We start from the raw sequence: 16,185 nt of genomic DNA, 5'->3' as shown, positions 1-16,185 counted from the left end.
GCATGGCGCAAGTCAAAGTGCAGTTGGGTGTCATCGGCGGCTCGGGTGTCTATCAGATGGCCGGCGTCGAAAGGGTTCGAGAGCACACTATCCCAACGCCCTTTGGCGATCCGTCTGATGTGATCGTCGAAGCCAAAATCTACAGCAAGACGATTTATTTCCTGCCCCGTCATGGACGGGGCCATCGCTGGCTCCCTTCGGAAGTGAATTACCGGGCGAATATCTACGCGCTTAAGTCCCTGGGCGTGACCCATGTCCTGGCCGTCAGTGCCGTCGGCATTATGAAAGATGATATTCATCCCGGTGATCTCGTTATCCCCGACCAGATTTTTGATCGAACCAAAGGCATTCGGCCTTCCACCTTCTTTGGCGGCGGGATTGTCGGCCATGTGGAATTCGCCGATCCCTTCTGTGCTGATTTTCGAGGCTGGATTGAAACCGCAGCCCGTAAAGTTTCGGATCAGGTTTACAGCGGTGGGACCTACGTTTGTATCGAGGGCCCTCAGTTTTCCACCCGGGCTGAATCGCAACACTATCGTGAAACCATTCAACCCTCAGTCATCGGCATGACTGCGTTGCCGGAAGCCAAGCTCGCTCGGGAAGCGGAGATGGCTTACGGGATGCTGGCCATGGCCACTGATTATGATTGCTGGCACCAGCATGAAGCGGATGTGACCGTTGAGGCGGTCCTTGCCGTTCTGAAGGCCAATACCGACAAGGCGAATCGCGTAATCAAGGAACTTCTCAACAGCCTTCCCGACCAGCATCAAAGCCGTATCTTCGAAGCGGCCAAACACGCGATCATGACAGCACCGGAAATGATTCCGCTGCAAAAGAAAAAGGATCTGGCGCTGCTTTATGGGACATATCTTGGCTGATTCAGGCATAATCCGAGGCCAGATGGAATTTCCGGTCTATTACGAAGACACAGACCTTTCCGGCTTCGTCTACCACGCCAACTATCTCAAATATTTTGAACGTTCCCGTGAGCACGTGATCGGGATTCGTTTTCTCAAAGAACTCTTCGACCAGGGCATTCATTTTGTGGTCAGCAAGGCTGTCCTGGACTTTAAAGCTCCGGCGCAGCATGGCGACCAGGTGCTGATTGTTTCGGAAGGACAGTACTCCCGTTCTCCCGCGATTCCATTTGAACAGAACGCCTACCTCGTGGATACCCAGGGACAAAAGCGGCTTCTGGTCTCGGGTCAAATCACAATCGTGGCCCTGAACGCGCAAAACCGCCCCATCCGCATGCCGGATGTGATTATCCAACGTTTTCAAGCAGGCAACAGTAACGCAGCAGGATCAAAACCAACCACTGACGAGGAGTCACCCCCATGGTAAACAACCCAACAGGTATTACTGGTTTCGATTTTATCGAGTTCAGCAGCAAGCAGCCGGAAAAACTGCACGAGCTGTTTACAAAGCTGGGTTTTTCACGCCTCAAGCGTCATAAGTCCAAAAAAATTGATTACTATAAGCAAAACGATATTCACTTTCTGGTGAACAGCGAGCCCGGTTCGTTTTCATTCAAGTTCAATGAAGTGCATGGCCCCTGCGCCTCCAGCACCGGCTGGCGGGTGAAGGACGCGCGCCAGGCTCTGGAAGCCGCTGTATCCCGCGGCGCCAAGCGGGCGGAAACTTCGGACTATGACCTGCCCGCGATTCAAGGTGTGGGCAACAGCCTGATTTACTTTGTCGACTTTCACGCCGCCAAGGATCGCTGGGAACGTCTCGGTTTTGTTGATCTGGAAAAACCTGAGATCGTGCCGTCCAAAGGCTTTGCCCTGGTCGATCACCTCACGAACAATGTTTATAAAGATCAGCTGATGCCGCTGGCCCAGTTCTATAAGGACGTATTCGGCTTTGAAGAGATTCGCTACTTCGACATCCGCGGCGAGTCCACCGGACTGAAGTCCTATGCTCTGCGCTCACCCTGCGGATCGTTCTGTATTCCCATCAACGAGGGGACGGAAGCCAAATCGCAGATCAACGAGTATTTGAATGAATACAAGGGTGAAGGCATTCAGCATATCGCGCTCCTCACGTCCAACATCATCAATCTGATGGACAAGATGAAGGACGAGGGCCTGAAAACTCTCGACATCGATAATGACTATTACGATATGGCCTTCAAGCGCGTGCCGAATCTGAAGGAAGACAAGCAAAAGATTCAGGATCACAACCTGCTCGTCGATGGCGATGAAAGCGGATACCTGGTGCAAATTTTTACCGAAAACGTCATCGGGCCGATTTTCTTCGAATTCATTCAAAGACATAATAACCTTGGCTTTGGGGAAGGCAACTTCGGAGCCCTGTTTCGCGCCATTGAGCGCGACCAGAAGCGTCGCGGCGTCCTGTGAGCCCCTTGCATTCTTATTAGATGGTAAGAAAGTCCGGCTGAGCCCGGACTTTTTGAATTCAGCCTCAAAATCAGCCTCCGACTGCCGATACACCCTACGGTTGGTAACTCATCGGTTTAGGAACGAAAGATGTCGGAAGTTGAAAATGTGGAATCTCCTCTCACGCGCCGCAGTCTGATCCTGCTGGTCAGTCTGATGGCCGCGTCGCTGCTGCCGACGGTTGGCTATTTGGGTTTGGCTTCCAGTCACCTGACCTTCGGATCATCCGCTTCCATGCTGCCGCTGGCCCTGGCGTTAAGTCCCATCCTGATGCTGCCTCTGCTCACTCTTTTGACTCTGGCTTCCAGGATTCCGGGGGCGGCTTCAGAACGTTCGTCCCTTTATGGTTTTATGCCCTGTCTTTTGCTGGCGGCTTACTTCGATGCTTTCAGTTTTCTTTCGCTCAAGGATTCCAGCGCGGACGCAGCTGGCTTTTTGCATAGCGAACAAATCAATGCCTTCTCGCGAAGTTTTGCCCTTTGCCTTGTTACCCTCCTGGCATTGAAGTCTCATCGACCCTATCGCCTCGGCGAAGGTCGTCGCTTCTGGATCATGCCCTTGACCCTGGCGAGCGGGCTCTGCGGTCTGCAGTTTTTGGATCTGCGGCTTGGGGTCTTCATGGATTATCTGCCCACGATCGTCGGGATTACGTGTTTGACCGCTATTTTCAATATCGCTTTTTTGACCAAGATAGGCTGGGAGAAACAACGGCCGTTGATGTTGACCCTGGGCTGGATGTCGGCCTTACAGCTGGTCAATCAGTTGCTTTTTCTTTTTTCCCGACCGGAGTCGCTTCAGGTCCATCTGCTTTTAACCCAGAATATTAACGATGTTCTGGGTTTTCTGGTGCCTTTGCCGTTTCTTGCTGGCTCCATTCTGAAACAGATGACCCGGCCGGTGAGCTCACTTCCCGATGCCAATCATTTCCAGGCCATCCAAGGTTTGAACTCCGCCGAAGCGTTTGCTCAGGGTGTGGCTCAGGCCAAGGCTCAGCTGATGTCCAAACTCAGTCATGAATTCAAAACGCCCCTTAATACGATCATTGGCTATAGCGAATTGCTCGTGGATGAATTGGAACATAGCCAGCAGACTTTGCTCAGCGATGACCTGCATAAGGTCAATCGCGCGGGTTGGTACCTCATGACCCTGGTGGACGATCTGCTGGACGTCTGTTCCCTGGATGGTAATGGCTTCAAACCGCATGAAACCCTGTTCGATGCCGAACGGTTCATGCAGATCCTGAAGCGTATGGCGGATAAAATCGCAACGCCGCATTTGATCACGATCGAATGTTTTTGTCAGAAGGACTTCGGTACTGTTTATGCCGATGAAAGTCGATTGCTCCAGGTCTGCATGAATGTTTTACGCAACGCAGTCCGCTATACGAGCAAGGGTAGCATCAGCCTGCACTTTTATTCGATCATCCAGGATGGCAAACGCTTCTTTACAATCGACATCCGCGACTCCGGCCATGGCATGGATTCAACGCAATTGGCACAAATTTTTGCGCCGTTTGAAAGTATTCAAAATGATTCCAGGGAAGGCATCTACGGCCTGAGCCTTGGCCTTCCCGTCACCAAACGCCTTTGTGAAATGATGGGCGGAACCCTGTTAGTGGATAGCTCGCCTGGAATGGGCACGACCTTCAGTCTGACCTTTCCGCACAAAAGCAACACACAGGAACCCAGGAATGAAAAGCGCAAGGCGGCCTTGCCTGTGGGTCCCGTGCTGCTCATTGACGATGATGAGGAATACACAGGCTTCGTGCAGGAAATTTTTGAATCGGCGGGCATGCAGACCTTTGCCGTCACCAAAGCCCGTAGCGGTCTTAGGATCTATCTCGAAAAACGCCCGAGCGTCATTGTCGTCGACCTGAAAATGCCGGATATCGATGGCTATTCCGTTATTCAAAGTATTCGTGATCAGGATCCTGATTGTTTGATTATTACGGTCAGTGGTGAGGGCATGGATAGCAGTGAAGAACGTTCGCTGGCTCTCGGCTCCGATCAGTTTTTTGAAAAACCCATGGCTATTGAAGCCGTCCTGCGCACCATAGAAAATCGACGTGTGGTCGAGGACGGCGATCAGGCCAAACGCGCTTGACTTTGCGTCTGCAGCATATGAAAGTGAAATTCATGCTGCAAGCCGACCTGCAGCTGACTTCGCACCACGCCCAGCTCGGTGCAAAGTCCTTCAATCAAATCCTGGGTCAACTCCGGGTCATAGACGACTTCGTCCTGAACCTTGACAGATCTTTGGTCCGATAAGGCCAGCTGATAACGTAGATGAATATCCAGCCCATCGGCTTCCAGGGCTGTCCTGATACTTAGCCCGGTTCCACCTTCCGCCCCCACATGCCGCAGAACACTGATCAGCAGCATCACAAGCTTTGCGGTTTGGGTATAGATCAGAATATCAGGCACCACCTTTTCCCAATGCAGTCGTGCCTGCCGCATCCCAGCACCGACATTATAGATCGTATCCACATGCTGCAGAACAGCGTTGATACTGGTCTGCTCCAGACCTTCTTCTAGATAGCGTCGTGAAAACAGACTGAAGCTGCGAGACACGGCCGCCAGATCCTGCACACTGGATTCCACAGGTTTGAGCAAAGCCAGCAACGTTTGCGGCTGGACCGACTCGCGGAGCGGTTCTTCGAGATTATGCAGCGCTGTTCCTAACACATCCAGAGGACCGTTGGTCTGGAGGGCGAAGTGCCCTGACATCTGCAGGAGTTCCTGCATCCTCGCGGTGCGTTGCAGCCAGCTTCGTTGCGCCTGACTCGATGTTTCACTGTCATGCAGCAAATGAAAGTAAATGGCCACCAAACCCAAAGTCAACCCATTGGCCAGGACCACGCTGAGCAGGACCGCGCGAATACCAATGGTTCGATCGCCTTGGAAGGGTAAGCTGCTCCCAAATCCCAGACAGTAGGCCAGCGTAGCGAGTGCCACAAGCATGATGACGGCGCTGATGCCAAGGCCAAGGCGCCAGCCACAAAGCAGGAACGCCGGCATGATGAGAACCGGAAACCACAGAAAGCCGGAGGCGAAAATACTGCGTCCTTGATAGCCTATGGCCATGCCCAGCAGCACGCCGAGCAGAATCAAGCATAGGGAAGACAGAAGCGCGTTCTGCTGCGCATAACGATTCAAAATCAAAAAGAGCACGCTCTGCCCTGTGATAACGTAAATAAAGATGGCTCGCAGCTCCGTTTGCCCCGTTGCGATGATAATGCCGATGAAACACAGGCAGGCTATGATGGCCATGATACAGCTGAGACTGAGCATCCGACTGCGGAGCAAGGTCATACCGCCCCGCTTTTTGATCACGGGATGAATGGTAACATCCAGGAGTTTCACGAGCCGATCGAGACCGAAGCTCATTCAGGCTCCTTTCCGCAGCTTATCGGCTGCCATCATGTCTTTCGGGATCTGACAGGTGAAGGACGTGGCCCCAGGGCGACTGCTGAATTGAATTTCCCCACCGTGCTCGACCAGGATGCCGCGACTTACACTGAGACTGAGGCCCTGGGCGATACCGCCAGACTTGGTCGTAAAGAAGGGCTGGAATATGCGCTCCTGAAGCGCATGATCGATGCCCTTGCCATTGTCCGTCACAGTCATGGTCAGAATTTTATGGTCATCGCGCACACTCACCATGATGCTGGGACTGGAATGATCGCGGCATGCATCCAGAGCGTTCTGAATAAGGCAGCAAAGGACATAAACCAGCTGATGAGGTTGACACCGCAAGGGGTCACCGCTGGAGTGGTCCTGAAACGTCAGGGACACCTGCTGCGCCTGAGCCTGAGGTTTCATGGCCAGTTGCACATCCCTAAGGATCGTGCGCATATCCGAGCTGACAAAAGGTTCGTTTTGGTTGCCCAAGGCAAACACCGACAGGGATTTCTGAACGCGGATAATACGCTCATGGCTCCGCTGCATATTGGACAGGAGTTTACGCGCTTCATGAGTCCATTCATTCCGTTCCACCTGCCGACGCAGACGGGTCACGCTGCCCTGAAGTATGGCCAATGGATTATTGACTTCATGGGCCACATGACCCACCAGTTCTCCGACAGCCCCCGTATGAAGGTGACGAGCCGTCAGCAAGCGCTGACGGGTTAACTGCTTCTCGCTGACATCGCGCATGAATTCATAGACACCGGTAACGATGGCCATCATCAGCATGGAACCCGTCAGGTGTGAAAGAATTTGTCCCTTATACTCGTCCAGCGAGATCGTCACCCAGGGTGTGCCCTGATGATAGTGATAGAGAGAGGTCAGGACCGAGATAACCGTCAACGACAATGCAGAGAGGAAGGAACCCTTCCTGCCGCAAATCAAACTGCTGATGACGATAAAGCATGGCGACCAGAGATAGGTCACCGAGAAAAGACCAGGAACGGTCCAAAGGGCAAAAAGTAAAATGCCGTGCACCCAGATCATACAGAGCGCCGCAGGCAGACGGTAGTCATCAGCACGGCGCAGATGCCACAGCAGTCCCACGGCAATGACGACATTCACCAGAACCTGATAAGTCCAATGAATATCGCGCTGATTCCAGGCCAAATGCAGAACACCCAGAAGAATATTGCAAGAGATGGCAAAGAGGATGACAAAGACCAGAAAGCGCACGCGCGACAGATCACGCGCTTCCATCTTTCGCAGGTTCGGCGAAAGGAAGCGATCCATCAAAGCCACTATGGGGGTCAAAAATCTCATGCTCATTCCTTGCTGCCGAACAAAGTCCGGCTGCAAGGAGGATCGGTGGAATATTCATAAAGTCAGGAGGCAGAAATTACCTGGCCTCAGCCCTGTCGGGTTTGGGATTCAAGCCAGGCAAGATGTTCCTTCTCTAGAAGGTCAAGGGGCAAAGGACCATTTTTGAGGATTTGATCATGGAAGGCCTTAATATCAAACTTCTGGCCCAGTTTCTCCTCCGCGGTTTTGCGCAGTTCCATGATCTTGAGCATGCCGATCTTATAAGCCGTCGCCTGACCAGGCATCACAATATATCGTTCCACGGCTTTCGTGATTTCGCCCTGATCGGCTGGAGTGTTTTCAGTCAGATAGCGAATGCCTTCCTCACGGGTCCATTTTTTCGCATGGATGCCGGTATCGATCACGAGACGGCAGGCTCTCCAGAGTTCCATGGAAAGCCGCCCAAAATCCGAATAGGGATCTTTGTAAAACCCGTAGGCTTTGGGCAGGTACTCGCTATAAAGTCCCCAGCCCTCGATAAAAGCCGTGAAGCCTCCGAAACGCCGGAACTTGGGCAGGTCCTTCAGCTGCTGAGAAATCGACAGCTGGAGGTGATGCCCGGGCACACCTTCATGATAGGCGAGGGCTTCCATTTCATATTTGGGCACCTGACGCATATCCCAGAGGTTGACATAAAATATTCCCGGGCGGCTGCCATCCATGGCCGGGCTATTATAAAAACCGATCTCGGCACTTTTTTCACGGAATGGCTCGACCGCCTTCACCTGCAGTTTATCCTTCGGCAAAATACCGAAGAGCTGCGGCAACTCCGCTTCCATGCGGTTCATCGTCTCCTGCGTGTCGTGCAGATAGTTGGCCTTGCCGGTCGCGCTTTGTTCATAATAGAAGCGGTCATCCTTGAGCAGATGGGTGAAAAACTGCTTCAGATTGCCTTTAAAACCAACCTTCTGCCGGATCCCATTCATTTCGCCATGAATGCGTTTTACTTCCGAGAGACCCAGCTGATGAATCTCGTCGGCTGTCAGGTTGGTCGTTGTAATCTGCCGCAATTGATTCCGGTAGAAGGCTTCGCCGTCCGGCAGGGTCCAGGCGCCGACTTTGGTGGAAGATTGGGCTTCCAGTTTTTCGACGGCTGCGATGAGATCCCGATAGGCCGGCTGCAGGTCGTTGACCAACGCCTGATTCAGGTCCTTCATCAGGCTTTCCTGGACCTTCGCTTCCAGCTTGATTTTACCGAGTTTGGCGGTGAAGTCAGTCAGCAATGCAGAAGGGGCCTGGGTCGGCTCAAAGGGGGCACCGCTGATCACATTCCGTGAATCCGATAGGACCTTGGCGAAGACAAATTTGGGTGGAATGACGCCGCGCGTCTCACGCTCCTGAATATTGGTGCGGAGTTGAGTAAAAAGGCGTTTGCTATCCCGCACGCGGCTGATATAGGCGCGCGCATCGGCTTCATTGTCAATCCGATGCATATTGATGAGGAACGACGGCAGCTCGGCCTGGGCGCCAAACATCTGGTTCACAGGAAACGTATTGAAGCGATAGGGAAACGCCGCTTTCTGATCCGAAATCTGCCGCTCAAAAATCTGATAGCTCAGCTGGGCGCTTTTATCGAGTTTGTCAAAATCAAAGGTCTTCAGCGTCGCCAGATTTTTCTCGGCCAGCTGCATGCGCCTTTGGCTTTGTTCGTCGGAAATATCGTCGAACCGGTCATAATCCTTTTTGATGCCAAGAGCCGTCATCCGTTGTGGGGAGAGGGCCAAATTTTCCTGGAAAGCCTGTTCGAAAAAATCATTGAGACGTTCAGTTTCCGTCTGCGGCTGGGATGGGGTTTGACAGGCTGCGGTCAGCACAAAACCCAGCGCGATCAATCCCGTTCGAAGTTTACGGTGCATGGGAACTCCCTATGTAAGGATGGGAGCCAAAGCCTCGCAAAAAAACTTGATTTGGGAAAGAGGAATCGGAGCCACCTGGCTCCGCGGTCTGCCGTATACCTGTGCAGTGATCAGCTTTTAATCGAATCGGCGACAAATTCCTGCAGTTTATCGAGACCTTTAAATCCCGTATACATGCCCTTTTTCTTCTTCTGATCAAAGACGAAGAAGACGGGCAAGGCCTCCGTTCCAGCGATTTCCATCATCTCCGGATGATCATCGACACAGATCTTGGCAAAGGTCATTTGGTACTCATTTTCCTTTTCCATTTTGTCGGTCGCCGGAGTCGACAGCTTGCATATGCCGCAGCTGCGCTTCCAAAGTTTCAGAAAAATTTTATTGCCCTTGTCCAGGTGCGTTTTGAGTTCATCGGGTGTCCAGGCTTCCATGGTTGTCTCCTCGTTGACCACGTTTAATTGCCACCTTAACAAAGCCCTGGGCGCCTTACAAGCCGGACCGGACAAACCATGTCAGACGGACAAGCACGGTCGAACCAGGATTGAAGGCTTTGCAAAGAGAACGCCTTCCGTTAGTCTGCCGAGCAGTTCGCTCTCCATTTTCTGTCGAGGAGTTTCTATGAAATCCTGGATTATGCTCGTGGCCCTGGCATTCCTGGCGCCTGAGAAAAGCTATGCAACGTCAAAAGGAAAACCCGCCTTGGATCGTGAACTTTATAAGCTTATTGAAATCGAGGATCACCGCGACAGTGATCATCCTTATCTGCAGGACGCCCTATCTGGGAAAAACCCTCAGCTCACATCCCGGGCCTTACTGGCTCTGGGTCGCATAGGGGATCCGGCCTCGGCTGCCGCCGTCGCTCCCTTTTTGCAAAACCAGCATACGGATATACGATTGCAGGCTGCGTTTGCGCTGGGGCTGATCAAAAATCCGGAAAGTTTAAAGCCTCTCCAGGACGCGCTCATCAAGGAAACGGAAGGCCGTGTGCGCGCGCAAATTTATTCGGCTTTGGGACGACTGCAGCTGCCTGACATTATCCCTATCCTCGAAAAAGCTCTGAGTCAGGAAAAAAATCCTGGGGCGCAGTCCGGCCTGGCGATGGGTTTCTGCTTTTTATTTCTGGCAGCGGACGCGCCTTCGTGGAAGGTCAGTGCCGAGGCTCTGCAGATTCTGATGAATCAACTGAAGAGTTCCACGCCGCTGGGTGTATCCGCAGCCTGGGCTTTGGCGCGTTATAAAGGGGATCTGGCGTCGTTGCCGGAAAAGACGCTGATCACAGCACTGACCGAGACACGTGAACCGGAAGCCAAAGCGATTGCTCTTAAAGCATTGGCTCGTTATAAAACCGAGACGACCCGGCAGTTTCTGATACCCCTTCTGCAGCAAGGGGAATCGCATAATATCCGCATTGAAGCCGCCAGTGGCCTGGTCGGACAAACGCCTACTGATGACATGATTAAGGCGCTTCTGCAAACCGCAGGTCGTGATCTTCCTCACGTGCGTGCCGCAGCCTTGACCACACTGGCCAGCTTCACGAATCTGGATGGTGCCGCGCAAAAAACATTGCAGGACATGACCAAAACTCAGCCTTCACCCTGGCTTCAAGGCAAGGCTTATTTGGCTTTGGTTCCTCAGCTCCCTCAGGAACAGCGCTTGGCTGTTATTCAGGAAGGGCTCAAGCATCTCGACGTCTATGTGCAGCGGGATGTGATCACTCTGCTGCCCCAGCTGGGTGCCGAGGGTTTCAATCTTCTGAAAGAAAAAGCCGCCCATCCCTCCATCCTGATCGCAGGCCCGGCCGTGACGGCTTTGCATGATCTCGGTCCCGAGCTGATGAATGACACTTTGAAAGCGGTTATGCTGGAGCAGCTTGCCCGGCATGATTCGGTGCTCACCAGTCTTGTGATCGATGCAGCAGGCAAGTTTGGTTGGAAGGATGCCTTGCCCCGTCTCATCCAGGCAGCCGACGAAAGATGGCAATTCGATGAATATGCCGTGCAGGAAAATCTTATGGGGGCGCTCGCGAGTTTTGCTGATCCCGCGACCCTGCCGTTGGTAGAAAAAACCTTGCAGCATCCCGTACGCAATGTCGGGATCAAAGCGGCCGAAGCCTATTTTAAAATCACCGGTAAAAATCCTGAAAAGCCGCTGCCCATCAATAACAAGGTGGAGGAAGCCACACCATCTTTAGCCAACATGAATAAGGCTCTTGAAAGCGAAATCATTCTCGAGACAGCCAAAGGCCGGATACGTATCGTGATGTCCCAGGACGCGCCGCTGACCGTCACCAAAGTTGTCCAATGGGCACAAAAGGGCTTTTACAACGGTCTCAATTTCCATCGCGTTGTGCCGCATTGGGTCGTGCAGGGTGGGGATCCGCGCGGTGATGGCGAAGGTGGTGAGGGATTGATCCGTGATGAAGTTTCGATAACACCCCATCTGCCCTACACATTGGGCATTGCGACGGCAGGCAAGGATACGGGCAGCACGCAAATGTTTTTCAATCTTGGCAACAACACCCGTCTGGATGGAGCCTATACCGTATTTGCTCAGGTCATCGAAGGCCGTGATGTGGTCGACCGTTTGGAGTTGGGCGATAAAATTATCAAGGCCACAGTCCAGCCCTTTCGAGGTTCCTGAATGTCACGTGCGACCATGTCGATCCTTCTTTTGCTCGTGGCCATGATTTCGATTCAGTTTGGAGCCTCGTTTGCCAAACAGATTTTTGATGTGGTGCATCCGGCCGGGATCACCATGCTGCGAATCAGTCTGGCCGCCATATTCCTTCTTGTGCTCTGGCGGCCCTGGCGGGCCACCTGGGATCGTTCCGCCTGGCCCCATATCCTGCCGTATGGGGCGGCGCTCGGTACGATGAATCTTCTCTTCTATCTGTCGCTGGAAAGAATACCGCTTGGCATTGCCGTGGCTGTGGAATTTACCGGGCCCTTGGGCCTGGCTTTGCTGACATCACGTCGCAAACAGGATCTTTTATGGGTCCTGCTGGCGGGACTTGGCATCGTTTTGATTTCACCGGTGACCGGGCGTGATGCCCTGGATCCCGTAGGCTTGCTCCTGGCTTTGGGAGCGGGCTTTTGCTGGGCGCTTTATATTATTTTTGGGCAACGCATGGGCCGCCGTATTCCAGCGGGCCCAGCCACAGCCTTGGGTATGCTTGTGGCGGCTCTGGTGACCATTCCGGTCGGGGCTTTTTATGTTGATGAGCAATTTTTTCAGGCGCGCGTGTGGTGGACAGGGCTGCTGGTCGCCGCCTTGTGCAGCGCCTTGCCTTACTCCCTGGAAATGACAGCGTTGAAGCATCTGCCAACCAAAACATTCGGCATTCTGATGAGCATTGAGCCTGCCTTGGCGGCGATGATGGGATTTTTGTTTCTAAAAGAAACACTCAACCTGCAGCAGGGTGTGGCCATGGGCTGTATCATGCTGGCCTCGGCCGGGTGCACCCTTTTATCTCCCAAGGTCAAGGAGGCATAAGCTGAGCATAGCGTTCACACCACTGCGGCCGCGCCAGCTTTTCCGCAATGGTTTTGAGCTTCAGGCCGTGATCGCGGGGCAAAGGGCAGAGGAGCTCATAAGGCCCGCAAACATGCTTATATTCCAGGCGAAATGAATAGGCACCGGGCGGCGAATCCTTGGGCCTCACAATTTGAAAGACCGGCAGGACCAGGGCTTCAAATGTTTTGCGAAAGGCCTCGCGCTGATCCAAATCCTTCCGATTATCGATGATGTGCTTTTCCGCTTCCCACACCTGGTCGCGCAGTGTTTCGATTTCAAAGCGCAGGCCCAAAACCTTTTCATCCAGCTCAAAAACCGGAACCGGTTCTGTGGTATTTTTCCGCATCTGATGATAATGCTGATCCAGAATCTGCTGACGAGCTTTGGAATCCTTGACCTTCTGTTCGCTTTGCGCGATCAGACCACGCAGATAATCGACATCATTGTAGGCGGACAGGAGGGTGCCACTGACCTCCGAGCGACACAGCTCGCGCATGTCGTGCCTGGCTTCTTCGGCAGCATGCAGACTGAGGCTCCATAGGGCGGCAAAAAATAAAGCGAGTTTCATAGGTTGACTCGACCAATAAAAAATGGGGGAGGCATCCAGGATGCTTCCCCCATTGTAGCATGAGCCGGTTCGTTAGAGCTGACGCCCCACAACTTGGAAGCTATCGATATCCCAACCGTCGTATGTGATGGAATAATCAGTCTTCAGCCTGAAACGAATGCGGAAGACGCTTGCACCATTGAGAGCATCCTTCAAACTGATCGACATCGTCGTCCAGTCGCTGGGACCGGACAGTTTTTTCAGCTCGATCCAGGTCTGGCCCTGATCCTTGCTCAGTTCGATATAGCCGAAATCATAGCCGGCTTCGAGCTGATGACGGGTCTTAACGTCCAGGATCAAATCACTGTCATTGAAGGTAAAATCCACTGTTTCTGCGGAAACGTTGACGTTGTTTTGATAGGAACCCACCGCACTGTCCATGAGGTAGCTGACTGCATTCTGCACCATGAAGCTCCAGGGTGCATCCAGGCGCAGCCAGTTGGCATTGTTCGCGGCATCGTCAGTCAGGAGCACACGGACCGGCTTCAGCGTGAAGCTTGTGCTGCCCGAGGTGGCGCTCATATTGCCCACGTTATCCAGAGCGCGAACTGCAATGTAAGCCGTCTGATTGTAGTCCAGGCCCGTGATGCGACCCGTGACCATTCCCTCGTTTTGCACGATTTCGGAAACCACGATGGATGTGGCAGCATCCCAGGCGTTGTCATCCAGGATGGGTTCGGCAGCCATGCGAACCTGGTAGCGACTGGCCTGACCCACATCACCGTCATCACCGGCTTCCTTCCAGGTCAAACGCAGATCCTTGATGCCGGTTTCCAGAATGCTGATGTCCTGAACCGCAGCGGGTGCGACGGTATCATCTTCCAAGGCGCTGGCGGCACTGATGCGACCGAATTTGACTGTGGTTTGAATCTGTGGCACGAGCTGCGTGGATCCAATGATTCGATTCTTAAGTGCCTGAGCTTTCAGTTGCGGATAGCGGGCCTTCAAAAGCGCGACCAGGCCGGTCACGTGCGGCGTTGCCATCGACGTCCCACTCTTAAGCCCATAACTGCCGTTCGGCACGGTCGACCAGATGTCATTGCCAGGAGCAGCCACATGAACGGATTTCACACCGTAGTTCGAGAAGCTGGCGAGCGCATCCTTGCGATCGGTGGCGGCCACCGCAATAATGTTAGGCAGGTCGTAGCTGGAAGGATAATGTGCGACGGCATCATTGTTGCTGCCGTTGTTGCCTGACGCAGCAATAAACAGAATACCTTTTGTCTTGGCCCGCTCAATGGCAGCTACCATTGCGTCGGAAAACGCACCGCCGCCCCAGCTATTGTTGGTCGCCACAACGCCAAGCGCTGTCGCATAATCGATCCCCTTGATCAGGACATCCGCGGAACTCTCACCGGTTCCCGAAAAGACCTTGATCGGCACCATGGACACTTGCCAGTTCACGCCGACCACGCCGCGGCTGTTGTTGCCACGGCCACCGATAGTCCCCGCGACATGCGTGCCGTGGCTGTTGTCGTCCATTGGATTATTATCATTGTTAAAGAAGTCCCAGCCGTGCCAGTCATCAACATAGCCGTTGCCATCATCATCACGGCCATTGGTGCTGCGGTCCTGGCCCGTGCTATCAACACCGGTTTCACCGGGGTTTTTCCAGATGTTGTCGGTCAGATCCGGGTGCGTATAATCGGTCCCGCTATCGATGATACCGATCAACACCGAAGCGCTGCCGGTGGTGTAATCCCAGGCTTTGGTCATACCAAGATCGGCGCCCGCGACGCCGCCTGCTCCCCCTTCATTGCGCAAACCATAGAGCTTGCTGAAATCAGGATCATTGGGAATTCTCTCATCGAGGCGGTAGATCAGGTTCGCTTCCACAGCCTGCACGCGGCGATCGGCTGCCATATCCTGCGCGATCGCTTCCAGATCCACGGTTTCACCTTCAGGGAAACGCAGGACCACGGAACGTTCATTCAAAACTTCGATTTTCGCAGATGAGTACGAGCGAAGCAGAGCGTCGGCATTCAGCGTTTCGCCAGCACGCATGGTCAGAATCAGTTCGTTATCCTTGTGCGGATAATCGAGCTTCAGTTTCTGTGGCGCCTTTGCACAACCCAGGATAGCAATCATGACCCAAAGGGGCTGCAAAGCCCTTGTCGAGCGAGACTTCATGTCTGTCCTTTGTGAAAAAAATGGATATGCCAAATGCCGCGAAGTGCGACACCACTGCCCGGATTTTAACAGCAGGATGGATGCAACTGGCGTTTCCGAAAAGGAATCCGCATTCATTTGTGTGGTTGCTGTAATTTCGATTATAGAGTGATAAACCTGTCTCTGTAAAGCGCCGGTCTGATCCGCAGCGTTTAGAAATTTTAAGGATTTTTCGCAGAATTCTTACACTTGTGTATCCTAATATTGTGTTTTCATAAGCACCTGCGAAATTGGTATTTGTGCAAAAAACCCCTAAAAAACATAGCCTGCGAAGAGTTGCGCCTGAATCAGATTGAAATGCGTGCGGACACCAGCAAAGGTTGGATTCCAATAACTCGTGCTCCATTGAGCCCCGAAATTATAGGGTTTATGCGCGCTGATCAGGTTCAAGAAAATCGGCGGATTTTTATTTCCCATGGAGAATGAGTTGAACGACTCCCCACCCAGATTCTGTTCAAGATAGAGGGAATTCGAAAACGGCAGTCCTAAACACAACTGCATGATGTGCCGCGTGAATGAGCAGGCATAAACCGCGACCACGTTCCAGGCCATTTGAATGTCTTCGTGGGCGGAAAAAGGGTAGTGGGCTTTGGTGTGGGACCTGCCGCTCAGATTATCGAGATCAAGCGAGAGCATCCAGCCGAGACCACCTATCCAGCTCGCGTAGTCACCCGCTTTGCCAAAGTCGTCCGGAATCAACTTCAGTGTGATCCCACCGCCCTGCAGAGTCTTATCAGCGAAGAGGTTGCCACTGGTTTGATACACTCCGGCTTTGGCACCAAGCATAAGCCCCAGGGCACTCTCTTCCGCACGCAGAGAACCAAAACTGATGACGAGCAGGAGGCAAAGAATGGTGCGCATGCCGTTTTCCTTTT

The 16,185-nt window shown here is 53.0% G+C and carries 13 protein-coding genes; 6 read left to right on the top strand and 7 right to left on the bottom strand.

The annotated features are described in order from the left end of the window. The first annotated feature begins 2 nt into the window (after positions 1 to 2). The 4 genes from mtnP to VE954_RS02270 all read left to right on the top strand — a co-directional run bounded on the left by mtnP (position 3) and on the right by VE954_RS02270 (position 4,505). Positions 3 to 878: an S-methyl-5'-thioadenosine phosphorylase gene (gene mtnP, locus VE954_RS02285; protein ID WP_324949236.1), complete on the top strand. Its 876-nt coding sequence runs from the start codon at positions 3 to 5 to the stop codon at positions 876 to 878. Then, on the top strand, positions 859 to 1,344 hold the full coding sequence (locus tag VE954_RS02280) for a thioesterase family protein (protein ID WP_324949234.1): 486 nt from the start codon (positions 859 to 861) through the stop codon (positions 1,342 to 1,344). Before mtnP ends, VE954_RS02280 begins: the two co-directional genes overlap by 20 nt. After that, positions 1,338 to 2,363 carry a 4-hydroxyphenylpyruvate dioxygenase gene (gene hppD / locus VE954_RS02275; RefSeq protein ID WP_324949232.1) on the top strand — a complete coding sequence of 342 codons (1,026 nt, stop codon included), beginning with the start codon at positions 1,338 to 1,340 and terminating at the stop codon, positions 2,361 to 2,363. Before VE954_RS02280 ends, hppD begins: the two co-directional genes overlap by 7 nt. Positions 2,364 to 2,492: 129 nt before the next feature. Next, entirely contained in the window at positions 2,493 to 4,505 is a 2,013-nt protein-coding gene (locus tag VE954_RS02270; protein ID WP_324949230.1) for a hybrid sensor histidine kinase/response regulator, read from the top strand. On the opposite strand, the gene VE954_RS02265 is transcribed toward VE954_RS02270, so the two are convergent. From VE954_RS02265 to VE954_RS02250, 4 genes are all read right to left on the bottom strand, one after another. Next, on the bottom strand, positions 4,487 to 5,788 hold the full coding sequence (locus VE954_RS02265) for a hypothetical protein (RefSeq protein WP_324949228.1): 1,302 nt from the start codon (positions 5,786 to 5,788) through the stop codon (positions 4,487 to 4,489). The two genes, VE954_RS02270 and VE954_RS02265, sit on opposite strands and share 19 nt — an antisense overlap. Beyond that, positions 5,789 to 7,129 carry a HAMP domain-containing sensor histidine kinase gene (locus VE954_RS02260; protein WP_324949226.1) on the bottom strand — a complete coding sequence of 447 codons (1,341 nt, stop codon included), beginning with the start codon at positions 7,127 to 7,129 and terminating at the stop codon, positions 5,789 to 5,791. 86 nt (positions 7,130 to 7,215) lie between these two features. Further along, a complete protein-coding gene (locus VE954_RS02255) occupies positions 7,216 to 9,024 on the bottom strand; it encodes a DUF885 domain-containing protein (protein WP_324949224.1) in 1,809 nt (602 codons plus the stop codon). Between the two features lie 110 nt (positions 9,025 to 9,134). Further along, entirely contained in the window at positions 9,135 to 9,452 is a 318-nt protein-coding gene (locus tag VE954_RS02250) for a thioredoxin family protein (RefSeq protein ID WP_324949222.1), read from the bottom strand. 187 nt (positions 9,453 to 9,639) lie between these two features. Between VE954_RS02250 and VE954_RS02245 the strand changes: the two genes are divergently transcribed. Beyond that, a complete protein-coding gene (locus tag VE954_RS02245) occupies positions 9,640 to 11,661 on the top strand; it encodes a HEAT repeat domain-containing protein (RefSeq protein WP_324949220.1) in 2,022 nt (673 codons plus the stop codon). Beyond that, a complete protein-coding gene (locus VE954_RS02240; RefSeq protein WP_324949218.1) occupies positions 11,662 to 12,513 on the top strand; it encodes a DMT family transporter in 852 nt (283 codons plus the stop codon). It abuts the gene before it with no gap. Here the strand turns inward: VE954_RS02240 and VE954_RS02235 are convergent. The 3 genes from VE954_RS02235 to VE954_RS02225 all read right to left on the bottom strand — a co-directional run bounded on the left by VE954_RS02235 (position 12,500) and on the right by VE954_RS02225 (position 16,171). Further along, positions 12,500 to 13,102, bottom strand: a complete 603-nt coding sequence (locus tag VE954_RS02235; RefSeq protein ID WP_324949216.1) for a hypothetical protein — start codon at positions 13,100 to 13,102, stop codon at positions 12,500 to 12,502. The two genes, VE954_RS02240 and VE954_RS02235, sit on opposite strands and share 14 nt — an antisense overlap. A gap of 72 nt (positions 13,103 to 13,174) precedes the next feature. Then, positions 13,175 to 15,271 (bottom strand): S8 family peptidase, encoded by a 2,097-nt coding sequence (locus VE954_RS02230; protein ID WP_324949214.1) that lies wholly within the window; start codon positions 15,269 to 15,271, stop codon positions 13,175 to 13,177. Positions 15,272 to 15,562: 291 nt separating this feature from the next. After that, positions 15,563 to 16,171: a hypothetical protein gene (locus VE954_RS02225; RefSeq protein WP_324949212.1), complete on the bottom strand. Its 609-nt coding sequence runs from the start codon at positions 16,169 to 16,171 to the stop codon at positions 15,563 to 15,565. Between the last annotated feature and the right edge of the window lie 14 nt (positions 16,172 to 16,185).

The sequence above is a fragment of the Oligoflexus sp. genome (assembly GCF_035638955.1).
Classification (GTDB): domain Bacteria; phylum Bdellovibrionota_B; class Oligoflexia; order Oligoflexales; family Oligoflexaceae; genus Oligoflexus.
The sequence above is the reverse complement of the archived record's forward strand: the minus strand, read 5'-3'. Positions and strand labels throughout refer to the sequence as shown.

What these genes read in the sequence shown, in the direction of transcription:
- VE954_RS02245 (WP_324949220.1), top strand. Translation starts at nt 9,640, where the DNA reads ATGAAATCCTGGATTATGCTCGTGGCCCTGGCATTCCTGGCGCCTGAG.
- VE954_RS02265 (WP_324949228.1), bottom strand. Translation starts at nt 5,788, where the DNA reads ATGAGCTTCGGTCTCGATCGGCTCGTGAAACTCCTGGATGTTACCATT.
- VE954_RS02230 (WP_324949214.1), bottom strand. Translation starts at nt 15,271, where the DNA reads ATGAAGTCTCGCTCGACAAGGGCTTTGCAGCCCCTTTGGGTCATGATT.
- VE954_RS02280 (WP_324949234.1), top strand. Translation starts at nt 859, where the DNA reads ATGGGACATATCTTGGCTGATTCAGGCATAATCCGAGGCCAGATGGAA.
- VE954_RS02260 (WP_324949226.1), bottom strand. Translation starts at nt 7,129, where the DNA reads ATGAGATTTTTGACCCCCATAGTGGCTTTGATGGATCGCTTCCTTTCG.
- VE954_RS02255 (WP_324949224.1), bottom strand. Translation starts at nt 9,024, where the DNA reads ATGCACCGTAAACTTCGAACGGGATTGATCGCGCTGGGTTTTGTGCTG.
- VE954_RS02270 (WP_324949230.1), top strand. Translation starts at nt 2,493, where the DNA reads ATGTCGGAAGTTGAAAATGTGGAATCTCCTCTCACGCGCCGCAGTCTG.
- VE954_RS02235 (WP_324949216.1), bottom strand. Translation starts at nt 13,102, where the DNA reads ATGAAACTCGCTTTATTTTTTGCCGCCCTATGGAGCCTCAGTCTGCAT.
- VE954_RS02240 (WP_324949218.1), top strand. Translation starts at nt 11,662, where the DNA reads ATGTCACGTGCGACCATGTCGATCCTTCTTTTGCTCGTGGCCATGATT.
- mtnP (WP_324949236.1), top strand. Translation starts at nt 3, where the DNA reads ATGGCGCAAGTCAAAGTGCAGTTGGGTGTCATCGGCGGCTCGGGTGTC.
- hppD (WP_324949232.1), top strand. Translation starts at nt 1,338, where the DNA reads ATGGTAAACAACCCAACAGGTATTACTGGTTTCGATTTTATCGAGTTC.
- VE954_RS02225 (WP_324949212.1), bottom strand. Translation starts at nt 16,171, where the DNA reads ATGCGCACCATTCTTTGCCTCCTGCTCGTCATCAGTTTTGGTTCTCTG.
- VE954_RS02250 (WP_324949222.1), bottom strand. Translation starts at nt 9,452, where the DNA reads ATGGAAGCCTGGACACCCGATGAACTCAAAACGCACCTGGACAAGGGC.